The organism is Clavibacter davisi, assembly GCF_052751415.1.
This window is the reverse complement of sequence record NZ_CP199882.1, coordinates 696,627-720,760: the sequence shown is the minus strand read 5'-3', so window position 1 is coordinate 720,760 and position 24,134 is coordinate 696,627. Positions and strand designations below refer to the sequence as shown.

At 72.5% G+C, this 24,134-nt stretch carries 24 protein-coding genes and 1 pseudogene; 15 read left to right on the top strand and 10 right to left on the bottom strand.

What is annotated here, in order from left to right:
* Positions 1–101: 101 nt before the first annotated feature.
* Both ACU4ZT_RS03600 and ACU4ZT_RS03595 read right to left on the bottom strand, forming a co-directional pair.
* Entirely contained in the window at positions 102–1,631 is a 1,530-nt protein-coding gene (locus tag ACU4ZT_RS03600; RefSeq protein ID WP_445337932.1) for a catalase, read from the bottom strand.
* A gap of 77 nt (positions 1,632–1,708) precedes the next feature.
* Positions 1,709–2,194: a Fur family transcriptional regulator gene (locus tag ACU4ZT_RS03595; RefSeq protein ID WP_270980027.1), complete on the bottom strand. Its 486-nt coding sequence runs from the start codon at positions 2,192–2,194 to the stop codon at positions 1,709–1,711.
* A 124-nt stretch (positions 2,195–2,318) separates the two neighbouring features.
* On the opposite strand from ACU4ZT_RS03595, the gene ACU4ZT_RS03590 reads away from it, so the two are divergent.
* Positions 2,319–3,308 (top strand): aldo/keto reductase, encoded by a 990-nt coding sequence (locus tag ACU4ZT_RS03590; RefSeq protein WP_063070160.1) that lies wholly within the window; start codon positions 2,319–2,321, stop codon positions 3,306–3,308.
* Positions 3,309–3,382: 74 nt separating this feature from the next.
* On the opposite strand, the gene ACU4ZT_RS03585 is transcribed toward ACU4ZT_RS03590, so the two are convergent.
* The gene (locus ACU4ZT_RS03585; RefSeq protein WP_270980030.1) at positions 3,383–4,222 is read right to left on the bottom strand and encodes a carbon-nitrogen hydrolase family protein; all 840 of its coding nucleotides are present in this window, start codon (positions 4,220–4,222) and stop codon (positions 3,383–3,385) included.
* A 28-nt stretch (positions 4,223–4,250) separates the two neighbouring features.
* On the opposite strand from ACU4ZT_RS03585, the gene ACU4ZT_RS03580 reads away from it, so the two are divergent.
* Positions 4,251–4,925: a GntR family transcriptional regulator gene (locus ACU4ZT_RS03580; protein WP_270980031.1), complete on the top strand. Its 675-nt coding sequence runs from the start codon at positions 4,251–4,253 to the stop codon at positions 4,923–4,925.
* Between the two features lie 73 nt (positions 4,926–4,998).
* Here ACU4ZT_RS03580 and ACU4ZT_RS03575 read toward each other — a convergent pair whose 3' ends face one another.
* A complete protein-coding gene (locus ACU4ZT_RS03575; RefSeq protein WP_414763777.1) occupies positions 4,999–6,402 on the bottom strand; it encodes an MFS transporter in 1,404 nt (467 codons plus the stop codon).
* 173 nt (positions 6,403–6,575) lie between these two features.
* Here ACU4ZT_RS03575 and ACU4ZT_RS03570 point away from each other — a divergent pair, with 173 nt between their 5' ends.
* The 13 genes and pseudogenes from ACU4ZT_RS03570 to ACU4ZT_RS03510 all read left to right on the top strand — a co-directional run bounded on the left by ACU4ZT_RS03570 (position 6,576) and on the right by ACU4ZT_RS03510 (position 17,959).
* Complete coding sequence (locus tag ACU4ZT_RS03570) at positions 6,576–7,259, top strand: DUF2848 domain-containing protein (RefSeq protein WP_445337928.1); 684 nt, start codon at positions 6,576–6,578, stop codon at positions 7,257–7,259.
* Positions 7,260–7,356: 97 nt separating this feature from the next.
* Positions 7,357–7,596, top strand: a pseudogene (purS, locus tag ACU4ZT_RS03565) (phosphoribosylformylglycinamidine synthase subunit PurS); the annotation flags it as partial.
* 152 nt (positions 7,597–7,748) lie between these two features.
* Positions 7,749–8,444, top strand: coding sequence for a phosphoribosylformylglycinamidine synthase subunit PurQ (gene purQ / locus ACU4ZT_RS03560; RefSeq protein ID WP_086516966.1), 696 nt, complete (start codon positions 7,749–7,751; stop codon positions 8,442–8,444).
* Entirely contained in the window at positions 8,441–10,801 is a 2,361-nt protein-coding gene (gene purL, locus ACU4ZT_RS03555) for a phosphoribosylformylglycinamidine synthase subunit PurL (protein ID WP_445337926.1), read from the top strand. Before purQ ends, purL begins: the two co-directional genes overlap by 4 nt.
* Positions 10,802–10,803: 2 nt before the next feature.
* Positions 10,804–11,601 (top strand): dienelactone hydrolase family protein, encoded by a 798-nt coding sequence (locus tag ACU4ZT_RS03550; protein ID WP_445337924.1) that lies wholly within the window; start codon positions 10,804–10,806, stop codon positions 11,599–11,601.
* A gap of 249 nt (positions 11,602–11,850) precedes the next feature.
* The gene (locus ACU4ZT_RS03545) at positions 11,851–12,903 is read left to right on the top strand and encodes an endonuclease/exonuclease/phosphatase family protein (RefSeq protein WP_063070151.1); all 1,053 of its coding nucleotides are present in this window, start codon (positions 11,851–11,853) and stop codon (positions 12,901–12,903) included.
* Between the two features lie 127 nt (positions 12,904–13,030).
* Positions 13,031–13,750, top strand: coding sequence for an arsenate reductase/protein-tyrosine-phosphatase family protein (locus ACU4ZT_RS03540; protein WP_414748341.1), 720 nt, complete (start codon positions 13,031–13,033; stop codon positions 13,748–13,750).
* A 154-nt stretch (positions 13,751–13,904) separates the two neighbouring features.
* A complete protein-coding gene (locus ACU4ZT_RS03535; RefSeq protein ID WP_270980041.1) occupies positions 13,905–14,726 on the top strand; it encodes an endonuclease/exonuclease/phosphatase family protein in 822 nt (273 codons plus the stop codon).
* A 66-nt stretch (positions 14,727–14,792) separates the two neighbouring features.
* Positions 14,793–15,776, top strand: a complete 984-nt coding sequence (locus ACU4ZT_RS03530) for an ATP-grasp domain-containing protein (RefSeq protein ID WP_270980043.1) — start codon at positions 14,793–14,795, stop codon at positions 15,774–15,776.
* 158 nt (positions 15,777–15,934) lie between these two features.
* Positions 15,935–16,402 (top strand): hypothetical protein, encoded by a 468-nt coding sequence (locus tag ACU4ZT_RS03525; RefSeq protein WP_270980045.1) that lies wholly within the window; start codon positions 15,935–15,937, stop codon positions 16,400–16,402.
* Between the two features lie 33 nt (positions 16,403–16,435).
* Positions 16,436–16,951, top strand: a complete 516-nt coding sequence (locus ACU4ZT_RS03520) for a hypothetical protein (protein WP_063070146.1) — start codon at positions 16,436–16,438, stop codon at positions 16,949–16,951.
* A 60-nt stretch (positions 16,952–17,011) separates the two neighbouring features.
* Complete coding sequence (locus ACU4ZT_RS03515) at positions 17,012–17,479, top strand: hypothetical protein (RefSeq protein WP_063070145.1); 468 nt, start codon at positions 17,012–17,014, stop codon at positions 17,477–17,479.
* 12 nt (positions 17,480–17,491) lie between these two features.
* Entirely contained in the window at positions 17,492–17,959 is a 468-nt protein-coding gene (locus ACU4ZT_RS03510; protein WP_063070144.1) for a hypothetical protein, read from the top strand.
* A 183-nt stretch (positions 17,960–18,142) separates the two neighbouring features.
* Here ACU4ZT_RS03510 and ACU4ZT_RS03505 read toward each other — a convergent pair whose 3' ends face one another.
* The 6 genes from ACU4ZT_RS03505 to ACU4ZT_RS03480 all read right to left on the bottom strand — a co-directional run bounded on the left by ACU4ZT_RS03505 (position 18,143) and on the right by ACU4ZT_RS03480 (position 24,109).
* A complete protein-coding gene (locus ACU4ZT_RS03505) occupies positions 18,143–18,526 on the bottom strand; it encodes a chorismate mutase (protein WP_063070143.1) in 384 nt (127 codons plus the stop codon).
* Positions 18,527–18,610: 84 nt separating this feature from the next.
* Complete coding sequence (locus ACU4ZT_RS03500; RefSeq protein ID WP_063070142.1) at positions 18,611–19,030, bottom strand: organic hydroperoxide resistance protein; 420 nt, start codon at positions 19,028–19,030, stop codon at positions 18,611–18,613.
* Positions 19,031–19,177: 147 nt separating this feature from the next.
* Complete coding sequence (locus ACU4ZT_RS03495) at positions 19,178–19,849, bottom strand: response regulator (protein ID WP_063070141.1); 672 nt, start codon at positions 19,847–19,849, stop codon at positions 19,178–19,180.
* Complete coding sequence (locus tag ACU4ZT_RS03490; RefSeq protein WP_445337919.1) at positions 19,846–21,252, bottom strand: sensor histidine kinase; 1,407 nt, start codon at positions 21,250–21,252, stop codon at positions 19,846–19,848. Before ACU4ZT_RS03490 ends, ACU4ZT_RS03495 begins: the two co-directional genes overlap by 4 nt.
* Positions 21,253–21,293: 41 nt before the next feature.
* Positions 21,294–23,363 carry a serine hydrolase domain-containing protein gene (locus ACU4ZT_RS03485; RefSeq protein WP_445337917.1) on the bottom strand — a complete coding sequence of 690 codons (2,070 nt, stop codon included), beginning with the start codon at positions 23,361–23,363 and terminating at the stop codon, positions 21,294–21,296.
* A gap of 80 nt (positions 23,364–23,443) precedes the next feature.
* Positions 23,444–24,109 (bottom strand): HAD family hydrolase, encoded by a 666-nt coding sequence (locus tag ACU4ZT_RS03480; protein WP_063070139.1) that lies wholly within the window; start codon positions 24,107–24,109, stop codon positions 23,444–23,446.
* Positions 24,110–24,134 lie beyond the last annotated feature (25 nt).

The following is a 24,134-nucleotide window of genomic DNA, read 5'->3' as shown; positions in this document are numbered from 1 at the left end:
CGGTGCGGTCGCGTGCGGGCCGGCGGCACACGCGAGGACGCCCGCCCCCTCGTCGAGGGGACGGGCGTCGTGTCACGCGATCAGCGGATCACCGCCACGGCTCAGGGGGCCGCGACGGAGACCTCCTCGGCGTCGCGCGTCGGGCCGGGCGTGGCCTCCGCGACGGGCGCGGATCCGGCGAGCGGCGGCAGGCCCGCGGCGACGGCCGCACCGAGCCAGGCGTCCACGTTCGTCCAGTACTGGATGACGCGGGCGCGCAGCTCGGGCCTCGTGACCTTGCTCACGTGACCGACGATGTTGCCGACGAGGCGCTCGCGCTGGGCGTCGTCCATCGACTCGTTGACGAGCATCCGGGCCTGGACGAAGTCGTCGTCCTCCGCGTGCAGCGTGGCGGCCGCGCGGACGAGCTCGCCGTCCTGCTCCCAGCCGGCGCTCTCGGCGGCGCGAGCCGGGTCGGCGTGCGCGCCGCCCAGCGAGTTGGGCGCGTAGACGGGCGTGCCGGCGTCCTGGAACGCGTAGCGGCCCTGGCCGTCCTTCGAGTAGCTGTGCACGGGCGACTTGGGCGCGTTCACGGGCAGCTGCGCGTGGTTCGTGCCCACGCGGTAGCGGTGCGCGTCGGCGTAGCTGAAGATGCGCGCGAGGAGCATCTTGTCGGGGCTGGTCTGGATGCCGGGGACGAAGTTCGAGGGCGCGAACGCGGCCTGCTCGATCTGCGCGAAGTAGTTCTCCGGGTTGCGGTTCAGGGTCATGGTGCCGACCTCGATGCGCGGGTAGTCCTTCTGCGACCAGACCTTCGTGAGGTCGAACGGGTTGAACCGGTACGACTTCGCCTCCTCGTAGGGCATGATCTGCACCTCGAGCTTCCACTCCGGGTAGTCGCCGCGGTCGATGGCCTCGGTGAGGTCGCGGATGTGGAAGTCGGCGTCCTCGCCGGCGATCTGGTCGGCCTGCTCCTGCTTCAGGATCTCGATGCCCTGCTGCGTCTTGAAGTGGTACTTCACCCAGAAGCGCTCGCCGGCCGCGTTGATCCACTGGTAGGTGTGGGAGCCGAAGCCGTCCATGTGGCGCCACGAGCTCGGCAGGCCGCGGTCGCCCATGAGCCAGGTGACCTGGTGGGCGGTCTCGGGCGAGAGCGTCCAGAAGTCCCACTGCATGTCGTGGTCGCGGAGGTGCGAGCCCGGCAGGCGCTTCTGCGAGCGGATGAAGTCGGGGAACTTGATCCCGTCGCGGATGAAGAAGACGGGCGTGTTGTTGCCGACGAGGTCGTAGTTGCCCTCGTCCGTGTAGAACTTCAGCGCGAAGCCGCGGGGGTCGCGCCACGTGTCGGGGCTGCCCTGCTCGCCGGCGACGGTGGAGAAGCGCGCGAGCATCTCGACCTCGGCGCCGGGCTGGAAGAGGGAGGCGCGGGTGTAGGCGCTGACGTCGCCCGTGGTGCGGAAGATGCCGAACGCGCCGCCGCCCTTGGCGTGCACGACGCGCTCCGGGATGCGCTCCCGGTTGAACTGCGCGAGCTTCTCGACGAGGTAGTGGTCGTGGAGGGGGATGGCGCCGTCGGGGCCGACGGACAGCGAGTGCTCGTCGCTGGCGACCGGGGCGCCGGAGTCGGTGGTCGTGTACTTCTGGTCGGTCATGGTGTTTCTCCTGTCAGCGGTGGAACGGGGCGGTGCTGGCTCGGGCAGTCGGCCGTGGGGCGGGCCGGTGGCGACCGCTAGGTCGCGACGGTGGCACCGGGATCCGCGGATGCGGTCCGGCAGGCGGGGCACAGGCCCCAGTAGGTGACCTCGGCGCTCGCCACGAGGAACCCCGCCGAGTCGGACGGCGCGAGGCAGGGGGACTCCCCCACCGCGCAGTCCACGTCGACGATCTTCCGGCATGACGTGCACACGAGGTGATGGTGATTGTCGCCCGTACGACGCTCGTAGCGCGCGGACGATCCCGCGGGCTCGATGCGGCGCACGAGACCCGCGGCCGCGAGCGCGCCGAGCACGCCGTAGACCGCCTGGATGCTCGTGCTCGGGAGATCGCCCTTGACCGCGCGGAGCACCTCGTCGGCGTCCGAGTGGGGCTGCGCGTCGACCGCCGTGAGGACGGCGACGCGCGGCCGGGTCACCCGGAGACCCGCCTCCCGGAGCGCGGCGCGCAGGGCGTCGGCGTCGAGGGGCGGCGCGTGGTGGTGCGCGAGGTCGGTGGGCATCGCCGCAGTCAAGCACACTTCCCTTGAGCCATTCAAAAGAAGCGGGACGACGGCGCGTCGCCGTCCCGGGACGTGCCTAGGCTCGACGGGCGGCCCATCCGGCCGCGGGAGATCGGAGCACCGCATGAAGCACATCCACACCGGCACGGGCCTCGACGTCGGCCGCATCGGCCTCGGCTGCATGGGCATGAGCGCCTTCTACGACGGCCACGGGCAGGACGAGGCGGAATCGATCCGCACCCTCCACCGCGCCGTCGACCAGGGCGTCACGCTGTTCGACACGGCCGAGGCGTACGGGCCGTTCACGAACGAGCGCCTGGTCGGATCCGCGCTGGCCGGCCGCCGCGACGACATCGTCATCGCCACCAAGTTCGGCCTGCTGAAGCACGCGCCGGGCAAGGACGCCGAGGACTACGAGCGCGGCATGGACAGCTCGCCCACGAGCATCCGCATCGCCGTCGAGGCCTCGCTGCAGCGCCTCGGCACCGACCGCATCGACGTCCTGTACCAGCACCGCGTCGACCCGGCCGTGCCGATCGAGGAGACCGTCGGCGCGATGAAGGAGCTCGTCGACGAGGGCAAGGTCCTGCACCTGGGGCTCTCGGAGGCCGGGCCCGACACGATCCGGCGCGCGCATGCCGTGCACCCCATCGCGGTGCTGCAGAGCGAGTACTCCATCTGGACGCGCGACCCCGAGGGTCCGGTGCTCGAGGTGCTGCGCGAGCTCGGCATCGGCCTGGTGGCGTACTCGCCGCTCGGCCGCGGCTTCCTCACCGGCGCGATCTCGAGCGCCGCCGACCTGTCCGAGGCCGACTACCGCTCCTCCTCGCCGCGCTTCGCGGAGGAGGCCTTCGCGCAGAACATGCGCATCGTCGACGCCGTGAAGGACGTCGCGGGCGAGCTCGACGCGACGCCGGCCCAGGTGGCGCTCGCGTGGATCCTCGCGCAGGGCGACGACATCGCCGTGATCCCCGGCACGAAGCGCGTCAGCCGCCTCGACGAGAACGTGGCGGCCGACGCCGTGACGCTCTCCGCCGACCAGCTCGCGCGCCTCTCGTCGCTGCCCACCCCGGTCGGCGACCGCTACGCGGACATGGGTCCCGTCGGGCGCTGATCCGCTCGCATGCCCGCGGGCCCGGTCGCCCAGGCGGCCGGGCCCGCGTCGTGTCGCCGGCGGGAGACGCGGAGTCAGGCGTCGCGCTCGAGCCCCCGCCGCCGGTTCGCGAGCACGGGCAGCGTGCCGCGCGCGGCCTCGACCGCCGACGGATCCACGTCCACGACGAGCAGCTCCTCCTCGCCGCCGAGGCGGTGCAGCACCTCGCCGAGCGGGGAGACGACAGCGCTCCGGCCGATGCCCGTGGGCGCGCCGGACGCGGGGTCATGGCCGCGGGATCCGGCCGGCAGCGTCGCGGGATCGCCCTGGCCGACCGCGACCACGAAGGTCGTGGAGTCGAGCGCGCGAGCCCGGAGCAGCAGGTCCCACTGGTCGGCCTTGCCGGGGCCGGCGCCCCAGCTCGCGCACACGATGCTGACGGCGGCGCCGCGTTCGGCGCCCGCGAGGAAGAGGGCCGGGAAGCGCACGTCGTAGCAGGTGGCGAGGGACGCGCGGGTGCCGCCGACCTCGATCACCGCGACCGCATCGCCCGGGTCGACGGCGTCGGACTCGCGGAACCCGAAGGCGTCGAAGAGGTGGATCTTGTCGTACGAGGAGGCGCCCTCGGCCTGCGCTCCCGTGGGCCGCGCGACCAGGAGCGTGTTCCGCACCCGGCCGTCGGCGCCCGGCGTGAACATGCCCGCGACGATCACGACCCCGAGCCGGTCGGCGATCGCCCGCACCCCGGACGCCCACGGCCCGTCGAGCGGCTCCGCGACCTCCGGCAGCGGGTTGCCGAACGCGCGCTGCGCCGCCTCGGGGAACACCATGAGCTCGGCGCCCTGCCGGGCCGCATCCTCCGCGAACCGCTCGATCCGTGCGAGGTTGTCCGCGGGATCCGGCGAGCTGATGATCTGTGCGAGCGCGATCTTCATGGTCCTCCTCGTGATGTATACATAGCGTATGCGAGAACGCGCGGGCGATCCAGGCACCTCGGCGAGCACCCTCTCCGGCCGCGCGCGGGCCTACGAGTTCCTGCACGCGCACGTCCTCACCGACCCCGACCAGCAGGGCGCGTTCCTCAACGAGCAGGAGCTCGCGGAGCGCATCGGCGTCTCGCGCACGCCCGTCCGCGAGGCCCTGCTGCTGCTCGCCGCCGACGACCTGGTGGAGATGATCCCCAAGCGCGGTGCCCGGATCCCCGTCATCACCGGCCGCGAGATCGCCGAGCTGATGGAGCTGCGTAGCGTGCTCGAGCGGCACGCCGCGACGAGCGCCGTCGAGCACGACCGCACCCCGCTCGACGCCATGCGCGAGGTGCTCGAGCAGCAGCGCGCCATGGTCCAGAGCCCGCCGCGCGAGAGCGGCCGGGAGTTCATCGAGCACGACCGGCGCTTCCACCAGCTGCTCGTCGACGCCGCGGGCAGCGAGCTGATGAGCCGCACCTACGCGAAGCTCCGCGCCCGGCAGATCCTCGTGGGCGTCGAGGCGCTCTACCGCGCGGTGGACCGGCAGGACCGGGTCTGCGAGGAGCACGCCGGCATCGTCGACGCGCTCGCGGCGGGCGACGCCGAGGCGGCCCGCGACGCGATCGACCGGCACCTCGCCGTCACGCTCGACGTGCTGCTGCGCGCCTGACGCGGCGGCCCGAACCGCACACGGCGACGCCCGGACCCCGACGGGATCCGGGCGTCGCCGCGTGCGGGGAGCGTCAGACGCGCGGCGCGGCCACGCCCTCGGCGCCGGTCCGCACGTACTCCTCGTCCTCGGCCACGTCGGAGTCGCGGCCCATCGCGAGGCCCACGAGCGTGAGCACGACCGCGGCGGTGAGGTACAGCGCGATGCCGACCCAGCTGCCGGTCTCCTCGTAGATGATCGTGAACATCAGCGGCGCGATGGCCCCGCCGATCACGCCGGCGATCGTGTACGCGAGCGAGGCGCCCGTGTAGCGGAGCCGGGGCGAGAACTGCTCGATGATGTACGCCGCCTGCGGCCCGTACATGAAGGAGTGGAAGAACAGGCCGAGGACGATGCCCACGCCGAGCACGAAGGTCGACGAGCCGTCCGTGATCGCGAAGAACACGTACGCCCACACGGCCGCTCCCACCGCCGCGGTCGCGTAGAGCGCCCGGCGGTTGATCCGGTCGCTCACGGCCCCCGCGAACGGGATCGTGAACAGCTGCACGGCGGATCCGACGAGCACCGCCACGAGCACCTGGCTGCGCTCGAAGCCGAGCGAGTTCACGCCGTAGGTGAGCGTGAAGACGGTGAAGAGCGCGTAGAGCACGTCGGGCCCGACGCGGCTGAGGATCGCGGCCACGAGCGGGCGGGCTTGCGTGCGGAAGATCTCCGAGATGGGCGCGCTCGGCCGGTCGCCGCGCTCCTGCAGCGCGCGGAACACAGGGGTGTCCTCGAGCTTCAGGCGGATCCAGAGGCCGAACGCCACGAGCAGCGCGGAGAGGAGGAAGGCCACGCGCCAGCCCCAGTCGAGGAAGTCGTCCTCGGTGAGCAGCACGGTGAGCAGCGCGAGCGCGCCGTTGGCGAGCAGGTTGCCGGCGGGCGGGCCGACCTGCGCGGCCGACGACCAGAAGCCGCGCCTCCGCGGATCCCCGAACTCGCTGGAGAGCAGCACCGCGCCGCCCCACTCGCCGCCGACGCCCACGCCCTGCGCGAAGCGGAGGAGCACGAGGATGATCGGCGCCGCGAGCCCGATGGTCGCGTACCCCGGGAGCACGCCGATGAGGAACGTCGCGATGCCGATGAGCAGCAGCGTGAGCACGAGGACGGGCTTCCGGCCGATCTTGTCGCCCAGCCGCCCGAACACGAACCCGCCGACGGGGCGCGACACGTAGCCGACCGCGTAGGTGGAGAAGGCGAGGATCGTCGCCGTGTACGGATCGGAGGCGGGGAAGAACACGATCGGGAACACGACGGCGCTGGCCGCCGAGTAGACGGCGAAGTCGTACCACTCGAGCGAGGTGCCGGTGAGGCTCGCGGTGAAGGCCTTCACGAGCTCGCGGCGCGACGGCTTCGAGGTGTCGTGGGGCGCGCCGGATGCGGGCGCGTAGGCGGCAGATGCGGTGGTCGCCGCAGCGGCGGTGGGGTCGTCGGCCATGGGTCTCCTCGGGTGCGGGACCGGGTGGGGAGCCGCCGCGGATCCGGCTGGCGGACCCCGCCGGGCGTCCGGTCGGTGTGCTGTATACAGTAGGCATACCGGACGCCGATGACCATGGCCGGGGCGACCGGATCCGCATCTCTTCACACGCTCGAAACACCACCGGAGGACCGATGACCACCCTGCGCTTCCAGCTGCCCGACGGATCCACCACGAGCGTCGAGGTCGTGAGTCTCCTCAACGCCGGCTACGCGGGCCGCGACCAGGCCGAGGTGCAGGCGCACATCGCGGAGCTCGCCGAGCTCGGCGTCCCCGGCCCCGAGGTCACGCCCGCGCTCTACCCGGTGGCGCCCTACCTCGCGTCGCAGGCGGACGCCGTCCCCGCGCAGCACGGCCGCACCTCCGGCGAGGCCGAGTGGGCGCTCGTGATCACCCACGACGACGTGCTCCTCACGGTCGCGTGCGACCACACCGACCGCGCGCTCGAGGTGCACGGCGTCGCGTGGAGCAAGAACGCCGGACCCGACGTGCTCGGCCGGAAGGCGTGGCGCCTCGCCGACGTGCGCGACCGGCTCGACGCGATCCGCCTGCGCGGCTGGGTCGGCGAGGAGGGCGCCGAGGAGCTCATCCAAGACGCCACGCTCGCCGCGCTCCTCACGCCCGACCACTGGCTCGACGTGCTCGCCGAGCGCGGCCTCCGGGTGCCCGGCACGGTGCTCATCTCGGGCACGGTCGCGATGGTCCCGGGCGTCGACCAGTTCGCGTCGCGCTGGCGCGTGCAGCTCGAGGACCCCGCCACGGGCGAGACCATCGACGCCGCCTACCGCGTGGAGCTGCTGCCCGAGGCGATCGGCTGACGCTGCCCGCGACCGCCCCGTCGGTCCAGCCCGGCGGGACGCGGCCGTCCGGTACGCTGAGCGCATCCACCCGCCTCCAGGAATCCGGAGTCCCATCGTGCCAACGATCGTCGTCGAAGTGATGCCCAAGGCCGAGCTGCTCGACCCCCAGGGGAAGGCCGTGGCCGGCGCCCTCGCCCGCCTCGGCAAGGACCGCTTCACCGGCGTCCGCATCGGCAAGCGCTTCGAGCTCACCGTCGAGGGCGAGGTGGACGACGCGCTGCTCGCCGACATCCAGTCGCTCGCCGCCGACATGCTCTCCAACTCCGTCATCGAGGACGTCATCAGCGTCCACGTCGCCGGGCTCGACGGGTTCGGCCTCACCGCCGAGGCGGACATGTCCACCGGCAACGTCACCGACGAGCACACGGTCGCCGACGGCGGCACGGCCGACACCGACGTCGCCGCGCACCCGCTCCCCCACGGCTCGGCCGCGGCGGAGCAGCGCTGATGCGCGTCGGGGTCATCACCTTCCCGGGATCCCTCGACGACCGCGACGCCCAGCGCGCCGTCCGCCTCGCGGGCGCCACGCCCGTCGCGCTCTGGCACGGCGACCACGACCTCCAGGGCGTCGACGCGGTCGTGCTCCCCGGCGGATTCAGCTACGGCGACTACATGCGCGCCGGCGCCATCGCGGCGTTCGCGCCGATCATGCGCGAGGTGGTGGACGCGGCCGAGCGCGGCGTCCCCGTCCTCGGCATCTGCAACGGCTTCCAGATGCTCACCGAGGCGCACCTGCTGCCCGGCGGGCTGATCCGCAACGAGGCCGGGAACTTCGTCTGCCGCGACCAGCGCCTCCGCGTCGAGGCCACCGGCACCGCGTGGACGAACGCGTTCACCGCGGGCGAGGAGATCACCATCCCGCTCAAGAACGGCGAGGGCGGCTTCATCGCCGACGCCGACACGCTCGACCGCCTCGAGGGCGAGGGCCTCGTGGCCTTCCGCTACCTCGGCGGCAACCCGAACGGATCCCTGCGCGACATCGCCGGGATCACCAACGCCCGCGGCAACGTCGTCGGCCTCATGCCCCACCCCGAGCACGCCGTCGAGGAGGGCTTCGGACCGGACACCCCGGCCGCCATGCGCTCCGGTGTCGACGGCCTCCGTCTCTTCACGTCCGTCCTCGAAGGAGTCCTCGCGCAGTGAGCGTCCACCCCGATCCCGCCTCCGTCCCCACCGACCCCGCGGGAGAGGGACGCAGCGCCCGCCGCCACGTCGCCGACACCGTCGAGATGGCTGAGAACACCCCCGAGAAGGAGCAGCCGTACGCGGCGCTCGGGCTCACCGAGGGCGAGTACCTGAGGATCCGCGAGATCCTCGGCCGCCGCCCCACGAGCGGCGAGCTCGCCATGTACTCGGTCATGTGGAGCGAGCACTGCTCCTACAAGTCCTCGAAGAAGTACCTGCGCCAGTTCGGGCAGAAGGTGTCCGAGTCCATGAAGAAGGACCTCATGGTCGGCATGGGCGAGAACGCCGGCGTCGTCGACGTGGGCGAGGGCTGGGCCGTCACCTTCAAGATCGAGAGCCACAACCACCCCTCCTACATCGAGCCGTTCCAGGGCGCGGCCACCGGCGTCGGCGGCATCGTCCGCGACATCATCTCGATGGGCGCCCGCCCGGTCGCCGTGATGGACGCGCTCCGCTTCGGCGACATCGACGACCCGGACACCGCGCGCGTCGTGCACGGCGTGGTCTCCGGCATCAGCTTCTACGGCAACTGCCTCGGCCTCCCGAACATCGGCGGCGAGACCTACTTCGACCGCGTGTACCAGGGCAACCCGCTCGTCAACGCGCTCGCGGTGGGCGTGCTCCGCCACGAGGACCTCCACCTCGCCAACGCGCGCGGCGTGGGCAACAAGGTCGTGCTGTTCGGCGCCCGCACGGGCGGCGACGGCATCGGCGGCGCATCCATCCTCGCGAGCGACACCTTCGCCGACGGCGGCCCGACCAAGCGCCCCGCGGTGCAGGTGGGCGACCCGTTCGCGGAGAAGGTGCTCATCGAGTGCTGCCTCGAGCTGTTCCGGGAGGATCTCGTCGAGGGCATCCAGGACCTCGGCGCCGCGGGCATCTCCTGCGCCACGAGCGAGCTCGCCTCCAACGGCGACGGCGGCATGCACATCCGGCTCGAGGAGGTGCTGCTGCGCGACCCGTCGCTCACCGCCGAGGAGATCCTCATGTCGGAGAGCCAGGAGCGCATGATGGCGGTCGTGAAGCCGGAGAAGCTCGACGGCTTCCTCGCGGTCGTCGCGAAGTGGGACGTCGAGACGAGCGTGCTCGGCGAGGTCACTGACACCGGCCGCCTCGTCATCGACCACCACGGCGAGCGCATCGTCGACGTCGAGCCGCGCACGGTCGCGGTCGACGGCCCCGTCTACGACCGGCCCGTCTCCTACCCCACGTGGATCGACGCCCTCCAGGCCGACTCCGCCTCGCGCCTCGCGCGCCCCACCGCGCCCGACGACATCCGCGACCAGTTCCTCCAGCTGCTCGGCAGCCCGAACCTGGCCGACGCGTCGTGGATCACCGACCAGTACGACCGCTACGTCATGGGCAACACCGCCCTGTCGTTCCCCGACGACGCGGGCATGGTCCGCGTCGACGAGCAGAGCGGCCTCGGCTTCTCGGTCGCGACCGACGCGAACGGGCGCTTCTGCCAGCTCGACCCGTACCGCGGCGCGCAGCTCGCCCTCGCGGAGGCGTACCGCAACGTCGCCGCATCCGGCGCCACGCCCGTCGCCGTGAGCGACTGCCTCAACTTCGGCAGCCCCGAGGACCCCGAGGTCATGTGGCAGTTCAGCCGCACGGTCGAGGGCCTCGCGGACGGCTGCCTCGAGCTCGAGATCCCCGTCACGGGCGGCAACGTCTCCCTCTACAACCAGACGGGCACGCAGGCCATCCACCCCACGCCCGTCGTGGGCGTGCTCGGCGTGATCGACGACGTCGCGCGCCGCATCCCGTCCGGCTGGCAGGACGAGGGCGACAACATCTACCTCCTCGGCGTCACGCGCGAGGAGCTCGACGGATCCGCGTGGGCCGGCACCGTGCACGACCACCTCGGCGGCGTCCCGCCCGTGGTCGACCTCACCGCGGAGAAGGAGCTCGCCTCCCTCATCGCCGCCGGCGCCACGCAGTCGCTCGTCGCGAGCGCGCACGACCTCTCGGACGGCGGCCTCGGCCAGGCGCTCGCGGAGTCCGTGATGCGCTTCGGCGTCGGCGCGCGCGTCTGGCTCGACGGCATCGTCCAGCGCGACGGCGTCGACCAGGCCACCGCCCTCTTCTCCGAGTCCACCGGCCGGATGCTCGTCACGGTCCCCCGCGAGGACGACGTCAAGTTCCAGGGCCTCTGCGAGGGGCGCGGCTACCCCGTGCTCCGCATCGGGGTGACGGACGCGCAGGCGCCCGGCCTCGAGCTGCAGGGCCTGTTCACCCTGTCGGTCGAGGAGCTGCGCGGGATCCACCGCGCCACGCTGCCCGCCCGCTTCGGCACGGCCGTGGAGGCCTGAGCATGACCGATCCCGCAGCGCCCCCCGTCTGGTCGCCGTCCCTCGCCGAGCTCACCGAGCGCGTGCCCCTGCCCGCGGGCGCCGACATCCAGATGGGCCCGGTGCTGTACGAGCACGAGGGCACCGAGCTCGAGGGCCTGCTCGCCCGCGACGCGTCGCAGGGTGGCCGCCGCCCGGCCGTGCTCGTGATCCACGACTGGTTCGGCGTGGGCGGGCACGTGGCCGCGCGCATCCAGATGCTCGCCCGCCTCGGCTACGTCGCGTTCGCCGCCGACGTGTACGGCCGCGACGTGCGGCCCGGCCCCGAGGAGGCGGCAGACGTGGCTGGCGCCTACTACGCCGACCTGCCGCTCATGCGCGCCCGCGTGCAGGCCGGCATCGACCGGCTCGCCGCCGAGCCCGACGTCGACCCGTCGCGCATCGCCGTCATGGGCTACTGCTTCGGCGGCAGCGCCTCCCTCGAGGTCGCCCGCGCGGGCGCCGAGATCAAGGCCGCCATCTCGCTGCACGGCAGCCTCGTGGTGCACGAGCCGGCCGACGTCGCGGACGTGAAGGCCGCGATCCTCGTCCTCACCGGCGCGGACGACCCGATGGTCCCGGACGAGAAGGTGGCCGCGTTCCAGGACGAGATGCGCACGCGTCCCGCGATCGACTGGCAGGTCGTCACCTACAGCGGCGCGATGCACGCGTTCTCCGTGCCCGGCGTCGACTCGCCCGAGCACGGCGCGCAGTACCAGGACCGCGCCGAGCGCCGCTCCTGGCGCGCGCTCACGGACTTCCTCGCGGAGCACGTGGGCTGACCCGCTCCCCGCACCGATCCGCGCGCCGCCGGAACTCGCCGGCGGCGCGCGCGTCTGTCCGGGGGCCTGGCATCGCCTGGCGGATCCCTCCGCGACGGGCCGACACGCCGCCCCCGGGTTGCCATCCCCGCACCCCTCGCGTAGACCTGTCCGTGCAGTTCACGCATCCGCCATGCGCCGTTGGTGCCCCGCAGGGGCACGCACGCGCAGGCTGATCATGCGAGACACGTGCGACCCGAGGAGATCTCCATGATGGCGAGCGGCGGATCCAGCCGACGCGACCTGTTCGACGGCGCCGGATCCTCGGATCCGGGCATCGGACGCCCCACCCGCGGTTCCGGCACGGCGCTCCTCGAGCGGCCGCGCGCGGACGAGACGACCACCACGACCGACGGCCCGGACGGCACCGCGGAGGCCGACCCCCCTCCGTCTCGCCCGGCGGCAGCGGCTCCCGTCGCTCCCGCCCCGCCCCAGCAGGCGACCATCGGCTCGGCCGAGGGCGACCTCGTGCACGTCATGACCTGCAACATCCGCCTGGCCCGCCCCTCCACCGAGCCCGGCGACCCCGACCACTGGGCCGACCGCGAGCCCGTGCTCGCCCGCTTCCTCCAGCTCGAGCAGCCCACCGTGCTCGGCGTGCAGGAGGCCCTCTCGGCCCAGCTGCCCGCCATCGCGCGCGCGCTCCCCCACCACCGCATGCTCGGCTACGGCCGTGACGGCGGGTCCGGCGGCGAGTACAGCGCGATCTTCTACGACGAGCGCCGCCTCGACGTCGTCGCGTGGGACCAGTTCTGGCTGTCCGACCTGCCCGAGCTCATCGGCTCGCGCTCGTGGGGCTGCAGCACCACCCGCATCGCGACGTGGGCGCGCTTCCGCGACCGCCGCAGCGGCGCCGAGTTCGTGCACCTCAACACGCACCTCGACCACGAGTCGGAGCTCGCCCGCGTGAAGAGCGCCGACCTCATCACCGAGCGCCTGCAGGAGGTCGCCTCGGGCGCCCCGGTCGTCGTCACGGGCGACTTCAACGCGCCGGCCGAGGAGTCGGCGGCGTACGACATCCTCACGCGCGACGCCGGCCTCGCCGACACCTGGACCACGGCCGCGCACCACGCGACGCCCGGCATCGGCACCTTCACCGCGTACGGCGACCCGGTGCCCGAGGGCGAGCGCATCGACTGGATCCTCGCGGGTCGCGGCGTCGAGGTGGTCGACTCGGCCATCAACCCGTACACGTGGCAGGGTCGCTCCCCCTCGGACCACGCCGCCGTGCAGGCGCTGGTCCGCCTCGCGCGCACCGCCTGACCCGCACGCCCCGGGCCCGCAGGCGGACGGCCAGGGCCACTACGGCTACAGTTGCGGGTACACCGAGGGCGAGGAAGGTCGGAAGACCGAGGCGCCCATCGAGAAGATCAAGGCACATCTCCCCTCCATGTCGGAACTCCCCCCCACGAGCCGCAGGGCCGCACGCGCAGCCCTCGGCGCCGCATCCACCGCGGGCGTCGACGACGGCCCGTTCCGCGTGCTGTTCGTCTGCTCCGGCAACATCTGCCGCTCGCCCCTCGCAGAGCAGGTGCTCCGAGCGAGGGTCCGCGCGATCTTCGGCGGCGACGCCTCCGAAGCCGACTCGGTCGTGCGCTTCTCCAGCGCCGGCACGATCGCGGCCGACGGGCAGCGCATGCCGGAGCAGGCGGCCGAGCTGTCCGTCCGCTACGGCGGCGACCCGAGCGAGCACCAGGCCCGGTTCCTCACGCCCGACATCATCCGGGGCACGGACCTCGTGCTCACGATGGCCCGCGAGCACCGCAGCGCCGTCGTGCGCCAGGTGCCGCGTGCCAACCGCTCCACCTTCACCCTCCGCGAGTTCGCGGCGCTCTCCGCGCACCTCGTCGAGGTGAGCGGGAAGGAGAAGCACATCACGTGCGACGGCGACGTCCCGGCGCAGCTGCGCGCGCTCATCCCGCTCATCGCGGCGCAGCGGGGCGTCACCCTGCCGCCCGCGCAGGAGGACGACTACGACGTGGTCGACCCGTACCGCCGCTCGCAGAGCACGTACGACGCCTCCGGGGAGCAGGCCGGACGTGCGATCGATTCAGTGCTCGAGTCGGTGCGGGCCGTGACCCGCACGGGCGCGTCCCGCCTCCGGGGCTGACCCGAGCGCCGTCGAGCCCTCTCGCATCGCGCGCACGCCGGTGGCGTCCGACCGCTGCTTCGACGACGACCCCGTGGTCGTCATCGCGCTCGGGTGCTCATCCGTTCGCCGCGCCGCGGCCCGGCGATCAGGCGGGCGGGGTTGAATGGTGGGCATGACCCCCGCGATCGGCCCGACGACCGGCGACGACATCCACCTGATCTCGCTCAACGTGCGGATGCCGTGGCACGGCACCCGCCCCGGCGAGGCCGACCACTGGCCCGAGCGCCAGGAGCCGCTGATCCGGTTCCTGCAGCAGGAGCGCCCCACGGTGCTCGGCGTGCAGGAGGCGGTGTGGCCGCAGATCCAGGTGATCGACAAGGCGCTGCCGCCGTCGTACCGCATGGTCGGGCAGGGCCGCGAGGGCGGCAGCCACGGCGAGCACGGCGCGATCTTCTACCAGGCGTCCCGCCTCACCCTCCTCGAGCACGACGTGATGTGGCTCTCGGACACCCCGGACGTGATCGGCAGCATGACGTGGGGCAACCCCATGCCGCGGATCCTCACCTGGGCCCGCTTCCAGGACGAGGCGACCGGCCTCCCGCTCGTGGTGCTCGACACGCACCTCGACCACGACGTCGCCGAGGCCCGCGACCGCGCGGCCGAGGCCATCGCGGAACTCGTCCGCACGCGCTTCGCCGGGCTCCCGCTCGTGCTCATGGGCGACTTCAACGCGCCCGTCGACTCCACGCCCTACGACGCGCTCACCCGCCGCGGCGGCCTCCGCGACTCCTGGCTCGACACCGCGCGCCAGGCCACCCCGGCGTTCGGCACGTTCCCCGACTACCGGCCGCCGGTGGTGGGGGCGCCGCGCATCGACTGGATCCTCGTGAGCGAGCGCGTGGACGTGCGCGCCGCCGCCGTCAACGACTTCGCCTGGCAGGGCCGCATGATGAGCGACCACCTGCCCGTGCAGGCGCTCGTGCGCCTGCGCTGACGTCGCGCGTCACGCCTCGCGCGTCACGCGTTGGGCGCGGCCTCCCCGGCCTCGTAGCCTGGGTGGATGACCACCGCACCGAAGGTATTCGCCATCCACGAGAACCCCGAGTGGTTCGGGCCGTTCGCCGCCGCCCTCGACGCGCGCGGCGTGCCGTACGAGGAGTGGCTCCTCACCGACGGCGTGCTGGAGATCGACGAGGCGCCGCCCGAGGGGATCTTCTGGTCGAGGATCAGCGCCTCCGCCCACACGCGCGACCACGCGCTGTCCAAGGACTACACGCGCTCGCTCATGAGCTGGCTGGAGTCGCACGGCCGCCGCACGGTCAACGGCCGCCGCACGATCGAGCTCGAGGTGAGCAAGGTCGACCAGCTCACGGCCCTCCGCGCCGCCGGGATCGAGGTGCCGCGGACGCGCGCCGTGATCGGCAGCCACCGGATCGTCGAGGCGGCGCGAGGACTCCCGACGCCGTTCATCACCAAGCACAACCAGGGCGGCAAGGGCCTCGGCGTCCGGAGGTTCGACAGCGTCGAGGAGCTGGCCGCGTACGTGGAGGGGCCCGACTTCGAGGAGCCGCAGGACGGGATCACGCTGCTGCAGGAGTTCCTGGAGGCGGCGACGCCGCGGGTGACGCGCGTGGAGATCGTGGGCGGGCGGTTCGTCTACGCGATCCAGGCGGACACGGCGCGCGGCGGGTACCAGCTGTGCCCGGCGGACGCCTGCGCGATCGACCCGGCGACGGGCGCGCTCGTGATGCCGCCCGGCGCGACCATCGCGCAGCAGCCGGGCGACACGATCTTCTCGCTGCGGGAGGACATCACCGCGGAGCACCCGCTCGTGCAGCGCTACGTCGCATTCCTCGCGGGGCTGGGGATCGAGGTGGCCGGGATCGAGTTCATCGAGACCGCCGACGGCCGGCTCGTGACCTACGACGTGAACACGAACACCAACTACAACGCGGGCGTCGAGGCGGTCGCTCCCGCCTCGGGCCCGGGCGCGGTAGCTGCGTTGCTGGAGCGCGTGCTGCGGGAGGAGTACCCGGAGGGCTGAGGCCTCGCGGCCGTACCCGCGGATCCCATCCGGCGCTTGACGAGGTGACGCGGCACGGGGATGCTGGGCACGTCGTCGGGATGCCCCCGGATGGGGGCACCTCGGCTCTGCGCACCGAGCGTCGGCGCGAGGACGCGGCGATGGGAGGAAAGCGACGGATGGATCACGCGGCGATCTTGAACGACCTCATCCGGAACTGGGTGTCACTGGGCCTCGAGTATGCGGACGGCGCCCCCGATCTGACGAAGATATTCGTATATGGTGCGTCTGAGCGAGACAGCGCTTACGCGAACATGTTCTTCGAGCCGAGGGGATCCGTCGTGTATGCGAACGAGCTCGAAGGCGTGGACGCCAGTCGGGATCGGGCCGTGACAGTGCAGCGATTCATGCTCCGCGACCTCAAGGCGGCCGAGACACAGCTTCAAGAACTGGGCGCACCAATTCCGACACAATATCGAGTGACGTATGACACCGTCATACGTCAGCTCGATATGCAGCTATCATACGAACCCGTGTACGCGAACCGCCCCACGAAGATCATGGAAGAAGGCGCCGAGGACTGGCTCGACGGGCGCTTGAGGAAGATATTCGGTGACGATGACGCCCCTGCGCCGAGCGGAGGCTGAGATCGGCCACGCCCACGCCTTCGAGGACTCCCGGTGAAGTACATCTACTGCGAAAGATGGGACGGCGAATTCAACGAGCCCATCAATCCATTGTCGGAGGCCGACGCACGGAACCGTTTCGACGGCCTGGTCCCCGAGCCCGACCATTGGTTCTCCGTCGCGGCACTCAAGGATGACGCCCGAGATCGCACGGTGCCTGAATTCCTGCTCGAAGTCATCCCTCATGCCGACTTCGTCAATGTCTCATTTCTCGACGAACTCGGCCGCCAGCGCTTTCGATACGGGTTCACGAACCTGCAGGGCCGGCTCTTCATGTCCAACGTGACGGAGCACCGCTATCCCGCCGATCGGTCCTTCCATCGGATCAACGAGGCCAACGCCGTAGAGGAGTTCGTCTTCAAGCCCGAAGGCTACGCCAAGCACGTCGTCATGGATGACGCAGATCCACTCACTCACGTCTCAGAGTACCGAGAGGTGAAGATGGATCGCCATTGGGAACGAGTGCCCCAGTTCGGCGACTGGGAGCATCTGGGCAAGTTCGATCGATGATCTCCGCTGCAATGGCGAGTGGATGATCATCGCTTCCCATTGAGAGAGAAAAGGCGACGGATGGATCAAGAGCAGGTCTTGGCGGAACTCATCGAGAGCTGGGTATCCCTGGCCCTCGAGTACTCCGACGGCGCTCCGGACCTGACCCGGATATTCGTCTACGCCGCCTCCGAGCGAGATAGGACGTACGCGAACGTCTTCTTCGAGCAGGATGGCTCCGTCATCTACGCCAGCGAGCTACGCGGCGTGGACGCCGACCCGGACCGGACCGTGGCCGTGCAGCGCTTCCTGCTCAAGGACCTCAAGGCGGCCGAGACGCGGCTCCGCGAGCTCGGCGCCCCCGTGCCGACGCAATACCGCGTGGCGTACGACACCGTCATACGACAGCTTGACATGCAGCTATCACACGAACCCATGTACGCCAACCACCCCGCGAAGATCATGGAAGAAGGCGCCGAGGACTGGCTCGACGGACGCTTGAGGAAGATATTCGGCGACGATGACGCCCCTGCGCCGAACGGAAACTGACCGAGGACAGCCATGGCGAGGACAGAATACGAAATCCTGCAAGAACTCACATCCAAGTGGGTGCCCCTGGCCCTCGAATACAGCGGGGGCGCCCCGGGCCTGACCAGGACATACATCTACGCGGGTTCTGAGATCGGGCACGTCTACGCCAACGTTTTCTTCGAGCAAGAAGGGGCCGTCCTCTACGCAAATCAGCTGCGCGGTGTGGACGCGAGCGACGAGCGCGTAGTCGCAGTACAGCGATTCTTGCGCAACGACCTCAGAACCGCAGAGGCCCAGTTCGACGAGGCCGGCGTCCCGCGCCCGACGCAATACCGCATCACCTACGACCTCGTCTCGCGCCAACTCGACATGCAGATGTCCCACGAACTCCTCTACTCCAATCACCCAACCAAGATATTGGAAGAGGGCTCGGAGGACTGGTTGGATGGGAGGCTTGAGAAGGTCTTTGGACGGACCCCCAGGGATTCCGCGGAGTAATCCGCACGCGTCCGGGTGAGGCCTTGATTCACGCAGACGAGCGCCGATTCGAGCTCCGAGGGGCAACGCGGCGGGTTCTGATGCAACGACTGGCGGAAGAGAAGACTCGGTGATCTGCTCGCATTCGGCCATAGCCGCGCGTGAGTCCGGATTGATCGAGAACGCGGCGCCGCAGGCGCCGCCTCAGGCCGCCGGCCCGCCGTCCTCGGGCGCGACCGCGGAGGTGGCGGCGCCCTGGTCCTCGGCGATCTGCGTGTGGTGGTGGATGACCTCGGCGACGATGAAGTTCAGGAACTTCTCCGCGAAGGCCGGGTCGAGCTTCGACTCCTCGGCCAGGGCGCGGAGGCGGAGGATCTGGCGGCGCTCGCGCTCGGGATCCGCCGCGGGCAGCCCGTGCGCGGCCTTCAACCGGCCGACCGACTGGGTGAACTTGAAGCGCTCGGCGAGCAGGTGCACGAGGGCGGCGTCGATGTTGTCGATGCTCCCGCGGATCTCCCCCAGCTCCTCGAGGGCGGCACGGGCGTCGTCGTCGAGGGGAGCCCCTGCGGGGCCGGTGTTCTCAGGCATGGCACGACCCTACCCATCCGCCCCTGGACGACGGAGGCGGGCGTCCCCATCGGGACGCCCGCCTCGCGGGTCGAGCGGTGACGGTCAGTCGACGATGGTGACCTTCACGTCGATGTTGCCGCGCGTGGCGTTGGAGTACGGGCAGACCTGGTGGGCCGCGTCCGCGATCTCCTGGCGGCGCTCGGCCGGCACGTTCGGGAGGTAGACGTCGAGCTCGACCGCGAGGCCGAATCCGCCCTGGCCGTTGTCGCCGATGGACACGCTGGCGGAGACGCCCGCGTCCTTCGTGTCGACGCCGGCGTTCTTGCCGACGAGGTGGGTGGCGCCCAGGAAGCAGGCGCTGTACCCGGCGGCGAAGAGCTGCTCCGGGTTCGTGCCCTCGCCCGAGCCGCCCATCTCCTTGGGGGGACGGGTGTCGAAGTCGATCTGGTCGTCCTCGCTGCGGACGTGTCCGTCGCGTCCTCCGCCGGAGGCGTGCGCGATAGCGGTGTAGATGGGTTCCATGGATCCATCAGACCACGACCGGGCTGGGAGCGTGCGCCGCTCTCCATGCACGTTCGCGGCACGGACGGTGGATCGCGGGCGAACGCGGAGGACGATCCGCGCGACCGCCAGCGGCGTCCCGGGCGCGTCGCGCCGAGCCGGATCCGGTCAGGGCAGGAGGCCCGAGCGGTAGCCCCAGACGACGGTCTGCAGGCGGTCGCGCGTGGCGAGCTTCGTCATGATCCGGGTGAGGTGCGACTTCACGGTGCTGGTCTCGATCACGAGCCGCGCGCCGATCTCGTCGTTCGAGAGGCCGTCGCCGAGGAGCCGCACGATGTCCTGCTCCCGGGGCGTGAGCACGTCGGCGCCCGGATGCACGGCCGAGGCGGCCCGGCGGCGCGTGAACTCGGCCATGACGCGGCGCGTGGTGACGCCGTCGAGCGCGGACTGCCCGACGGCGAGCGCGCGGACGGCCTGGATGAACTCCTCGGGCTCGGCGTCCTTGAGCACGAAGCCGCGGGCGCCGGCCTCGAGCGCGCCGAAGACGTACTCGTCGAGGTCGAAGGTGGTGGCGACCAAGACGGCGGGGGCGGGGTCGTCGGCGACGTCCGCGGCGTCGACGTCCGCCCCCGTGATCGCGCGGGTGGCCTCGATGCCGTCGCCGCCGGGCATCCGCACGTCCATCACGACGACGTCCGGCGCGAGCCGGCCGACGAGCGCGACGGCCTCACGGCCGCCGGACGCCTCGCCGACCACCTCGATCCCGCCGGCCGTCTCGAGCACGACGCGGAAGCCGGCGCGGACGATGGACTGGTCGTCGACCAGCACCACGCGGATCACGCGGCGCCCGCCCGGTCGGCGGCGACGGGCTCGACCGGCAGCTCGAGGCGCACGCGCCACGTGCCGGTCGCGGTGGGTCCGGCCTCGAGGCGTCCGCCGACGAGCGCGGCCCGCTCGCGCATCCCGACCAGGCCGTAGCCGGGCGCGGTCGCGGGGCGGGCGGCGGGCAGGGCGTTCTCGACCGTGAGCGCGATGCGCGTCGGCTCGGCCTGCACGGTCAGCGTCACCTCGGACCCCGGCGCGTGCCGGCGCGCGTTGGCGAGGGACTCCTGCACCGTCCGGTACGCGGTGACGTCGGCGAGCGGCCCGAGCGGCGGGGCGTCGCCCGTCACGCGCTCCTCGACCTCCGTGCCCGCCGCACGGGCCGCCGCCACGAGGCCGGGCAGGTCGGCGAGGCCGGGCACGGGGACGGTGCCGACCCCGTCGGCGCCCTCGGCATCGGAGGTCTGGCGGAGGATCCCGACGATGGAGCGCAGCGCGTCGAGGGTCTCCCTGCCCTGCAGGCGGATGCCGCGGAGGGAGTCTTTGGCGCGCTCCGGATCGAGGTCCACGAGCCGCTCGGCGGCGCCCGCCTGCACCACGAGCGCGGTGAGGTGGTGCGCGGCCACGTCGTGCAGCTCGCGCGCCATCCGGGTGCGCTCGGCGGCGACCGCGGCCCGGCCGAGCGCCGCCTGGTGCTCGAGGGTCTCGGCGGCCCGCGCGAGCACGTCGCCGTCGTGGCGGCGGCGGAGCGCGACCCAGGATCCGACGGCGGCGCTCGCGGCGGCGATGAGCAGCCCGCTGACGAGGATCGACGCGGCCGAGACGACCGTGTCGATGCCGTACCGCGCGTCCACCGCCGTGGGCACGAGCAGCGCGCGCACCTGCCCGGTGGCGGCGAGGGACGCGCCCACCGCCTCGATGGCGATGGCCGCGACCACGATGCGGACGGCGGACGCCGGCGGCAGGAGTGCCCCGACCGTGTAGGCCGCGACGACGGGCGCGGCGGCCCAGAACCCGAACTGCGGCGGGAGCACCGCGACGAGCGCCGCCTGGAGGAGCGAGACGGCCAGGAGGGTCGACCGCGGATGCCGGCGCCGCCACGCGAGGGGCGCGCACTGCACGACGGCGAGGACCGCGATGACCGCGCCCTGCGCCGGCGACATGCTGCGGGCGGTGCCGTCCGCCCAGACGAGCGCGCCGAGCACGCCGAGCAGCGGGATGGTGAGGAGCGCCCATGCGGCCGCGGCGGCCGCGTCGCGCCGGGCGGCGGTGCGGATGCCGACGCGGGCGAGCGCCTGGCGGATGCGGTCGGCGAGCGCGCCCCGCGGCCGGACGGGGGCGGGGGCGACCGCGGGAGCCGCGTCCGCGCGGGCCGCGTCCGCGCGGGCCGCGTCCGCGCGGTCGGGTGTCGGGTCGGTCACCTCCCGAGCATGCCAGGCGTCGCGCCCGTCCCCGCCGCGCATCAGTAGCTCACGCTCGGCGCGAGGAGCCGGAAGCCGATCGCGAAGGCCGCGATGCCGACCAGGGCGACGACCACGAGGATCCGGCCCGTCACGATCCCGACGCCGCGACGGGTGCGGATCGCCTGCCACGCGGCGAGCGCCGCGGGGATCACCGCGAGCGCCCCGACGACCTGCAGCACCTGGAGCGTGCGGAGCTGCCCGGCCGGGACGTCGACGAGGGAGAGCGCCTGCACGGCGGCCGCCGCCCAGCCGAGGAGCGCGACGAGCGTCACCGCCTGGCCGATGCGCGACAGCAGCAGCGCGCGGCTGCGGCGGGTTCGCGGCACGGCGACCGCGTCGGCACCGGAGGCGCGGGCCCGTCGGCGGCGCCCGATGCCGGCGATGGCCGCGGCCGGCCAGGCGACCACCGACACCGCGAGCACGGCGACCGCGGCGAGGAGGCCGGGGATCGCCACCGACGCGGCCTGCCACGGCTCGGCCCGGAGCATCGTGAAGGACGCGCCCCACGCGATCGCGTCGACCGGTCCGCCGTCGGCGGAAGCGCGGGTCGCGAGCAGGGCGTCGCCGCCGACCTCGCGCCACAGGTGGTCGCCGGCCTTCTCGTAGACGCCCGTGGTGATCCCGAGCGGCTTCGGCGTGACGGCGATGGTGCCGTCGGCGCGCGGCACGATCTCGGTCTGGCCGCTGAGGTTCAGCAGCGCGCCCGGGTTCGAGAACGGGGAGCGGGAGGAGAGCCACGTGCCGGCGAGCTCGGCGGCGGCCGCGGGGTCGCCCGTCGGCGCGACGGTCGCGGCGGCGGATCCGGCGGATCCGGCGGCGTCGTCCACGCGCAGGTAGCGGTCGGCGAAGCCCTGCAGCACGGCGGTGCGGAGCTCGAGCGTGTCGACGGCGTCGCGGCCGTTGCCGTTGAACGTGATGAAGACGCCGGCGTCGCTGTCCGGGAACATGCGCATGGCGGTGTGGAAGACGTTGGTGTCGCCGTCGTGGCCGAACGCGCGGATCCCCGGCGTGCTGTCGTCGAAGAAGCCGAGGTCCATGCGTTGGCCGGCCGCGAACGTGCCGAGCTGGTCGGCGCCGAGGGCGGGGCGGTGCATCTCGTCGAGGGTCGCGGGATCCAGCAGGGCCTGATCCTCGGGCAGGTCGCCCAGGTGGGCGAGCATGAAGCGGGCCATGTCGTCGGCGGTCGCGGAGAGCGCGCCGGCGGGCGCCGCGTTGACGACCTCCGTCGGGTACGCGGGCTGGGAGTCGTCGGGGTAGCCCTTCGCGAGGCGGGCGTCGAGGTCGGCCGGCAGCGGCTGCGCGAACGACGACGAGGTCATCCCGGCGCGGTCGAGCACCTCCTGCTGCACGAGGTCGACGAACGGCTTCCCGGCCACGCGCTCGGCGACGTAGCCGGCGAGGCTCGCGCCGTGGTTCGAGTAGGCGGGGGTGGTGCCGGGGACGAAGACCTGCTCGGGCGGATCCGTCCTCATCACGTCGCCGAGGGCGCGCTCCGAGCCGGGCACGCCGATGAGGCCCGTGATGACCTCCTCGAACCCGGCCGTGTGGGTGAGCAGGTGCCGGAGGGTCACGGTGCCCTTCGGGGTGTCGAGGTCGAAGTCGAGGTACTGCTGCACGTCGGCGTCGAGTTCGAGGCGGCCCTCCTCCACGAGCTGCATCACGGCCGTGGCGGAGACCACCTTGGAGACGGAGCCGACGCGGAAGAGGGTGTCGGCGGGATCCACCGGGCGGGCGGATCCGCTCTCGGTGCCGGTGTCGGCGAGGCCGTAGCCGCGGGAGGTGAGCACCTTCCCGTCGGCGACGACCGAGACGGCCGCGCCGGGGATGCCCGTGGTCGGCAGCGCGGCGCCGACCACGCCGTCGAGCCACGCGTCGACGTCGTCCTTCTGGAGGTCGTGCCCGCCCGGCTGGTGCTGCGGCGGGGCGGGCGGCGGCGGATCCGCGGGGCCGGCGGACGTGGCGGCGCCCATCGCGAGCGGCAGCGCCAGGACGAGGGCGACGGTGCCGACGACGGGCGCGAGGCGCCGGGATCGGACCCCGGAGGTGGATGGGTGCGGTGTCGTGTGCATGCCTCCACGCTCCCGGGTGCGCGGCGCGCGCACAGGGTGCCGGAGTCGTCATCCGGGTTGCGACTCGAGTCGCAGGATGCTCACTCCGGGTCGGGCGCGTGCGCGCGGAGGAGGGCAGGGAGCTCAGCCATGTCGGTGAACACGATCGCGCCCTCCTGCTCCAGCCACGCGGCCGGCGTGAGGCCGCCCGCGTAACCGAACGCGCGCATCCCCGCGGCGCGTGCGGCGCGGACCCCGTACTTGCTGTCCTCGATGACGACCGCGCGCTCGGGCGCCGCTCCCATCCGCGCGGCCGCGTGCAGGAAGATGTCGGGTGCGGGCTTGCCGTGGGCGACCTCCGACGAGCTGTGGATGCGCCCCTCGAACCGGCCGAGCAGGCCGGTGAGCCCGAGCGTCGTCCGGATCTTCTCGTGGCTCCCGCTCGATGCGACGCAGGTGGGGACCGTGATCGCGTCGAGCGCGTCCTCGATCCCCGGCACCGCCCGCAGCTCCGCCTCGAAGGCCTCGACGAACCAAGGCCGGTACCTCTCTTCCCAGTCGGGCGCCATCGTGATGCCCAGGTGCGCCTCCACCTGGGCCTGGAAGCTGCGCGCGGACGTGCCGAGGAAGCGGTCGACGATCTCCGCCGTGCTGAGGTGCCAGCCCAGCTCCGCGAGGATCCGCTTGTCCACCTCCACGGCGAGGACCTCGCTGTCCACCAGCACCCCGTCGCAGTCGAAGATGACGAGGTCGAGGTAGTCGTTCATGGGCGTCCTTCCTGAGGTGGGGCGT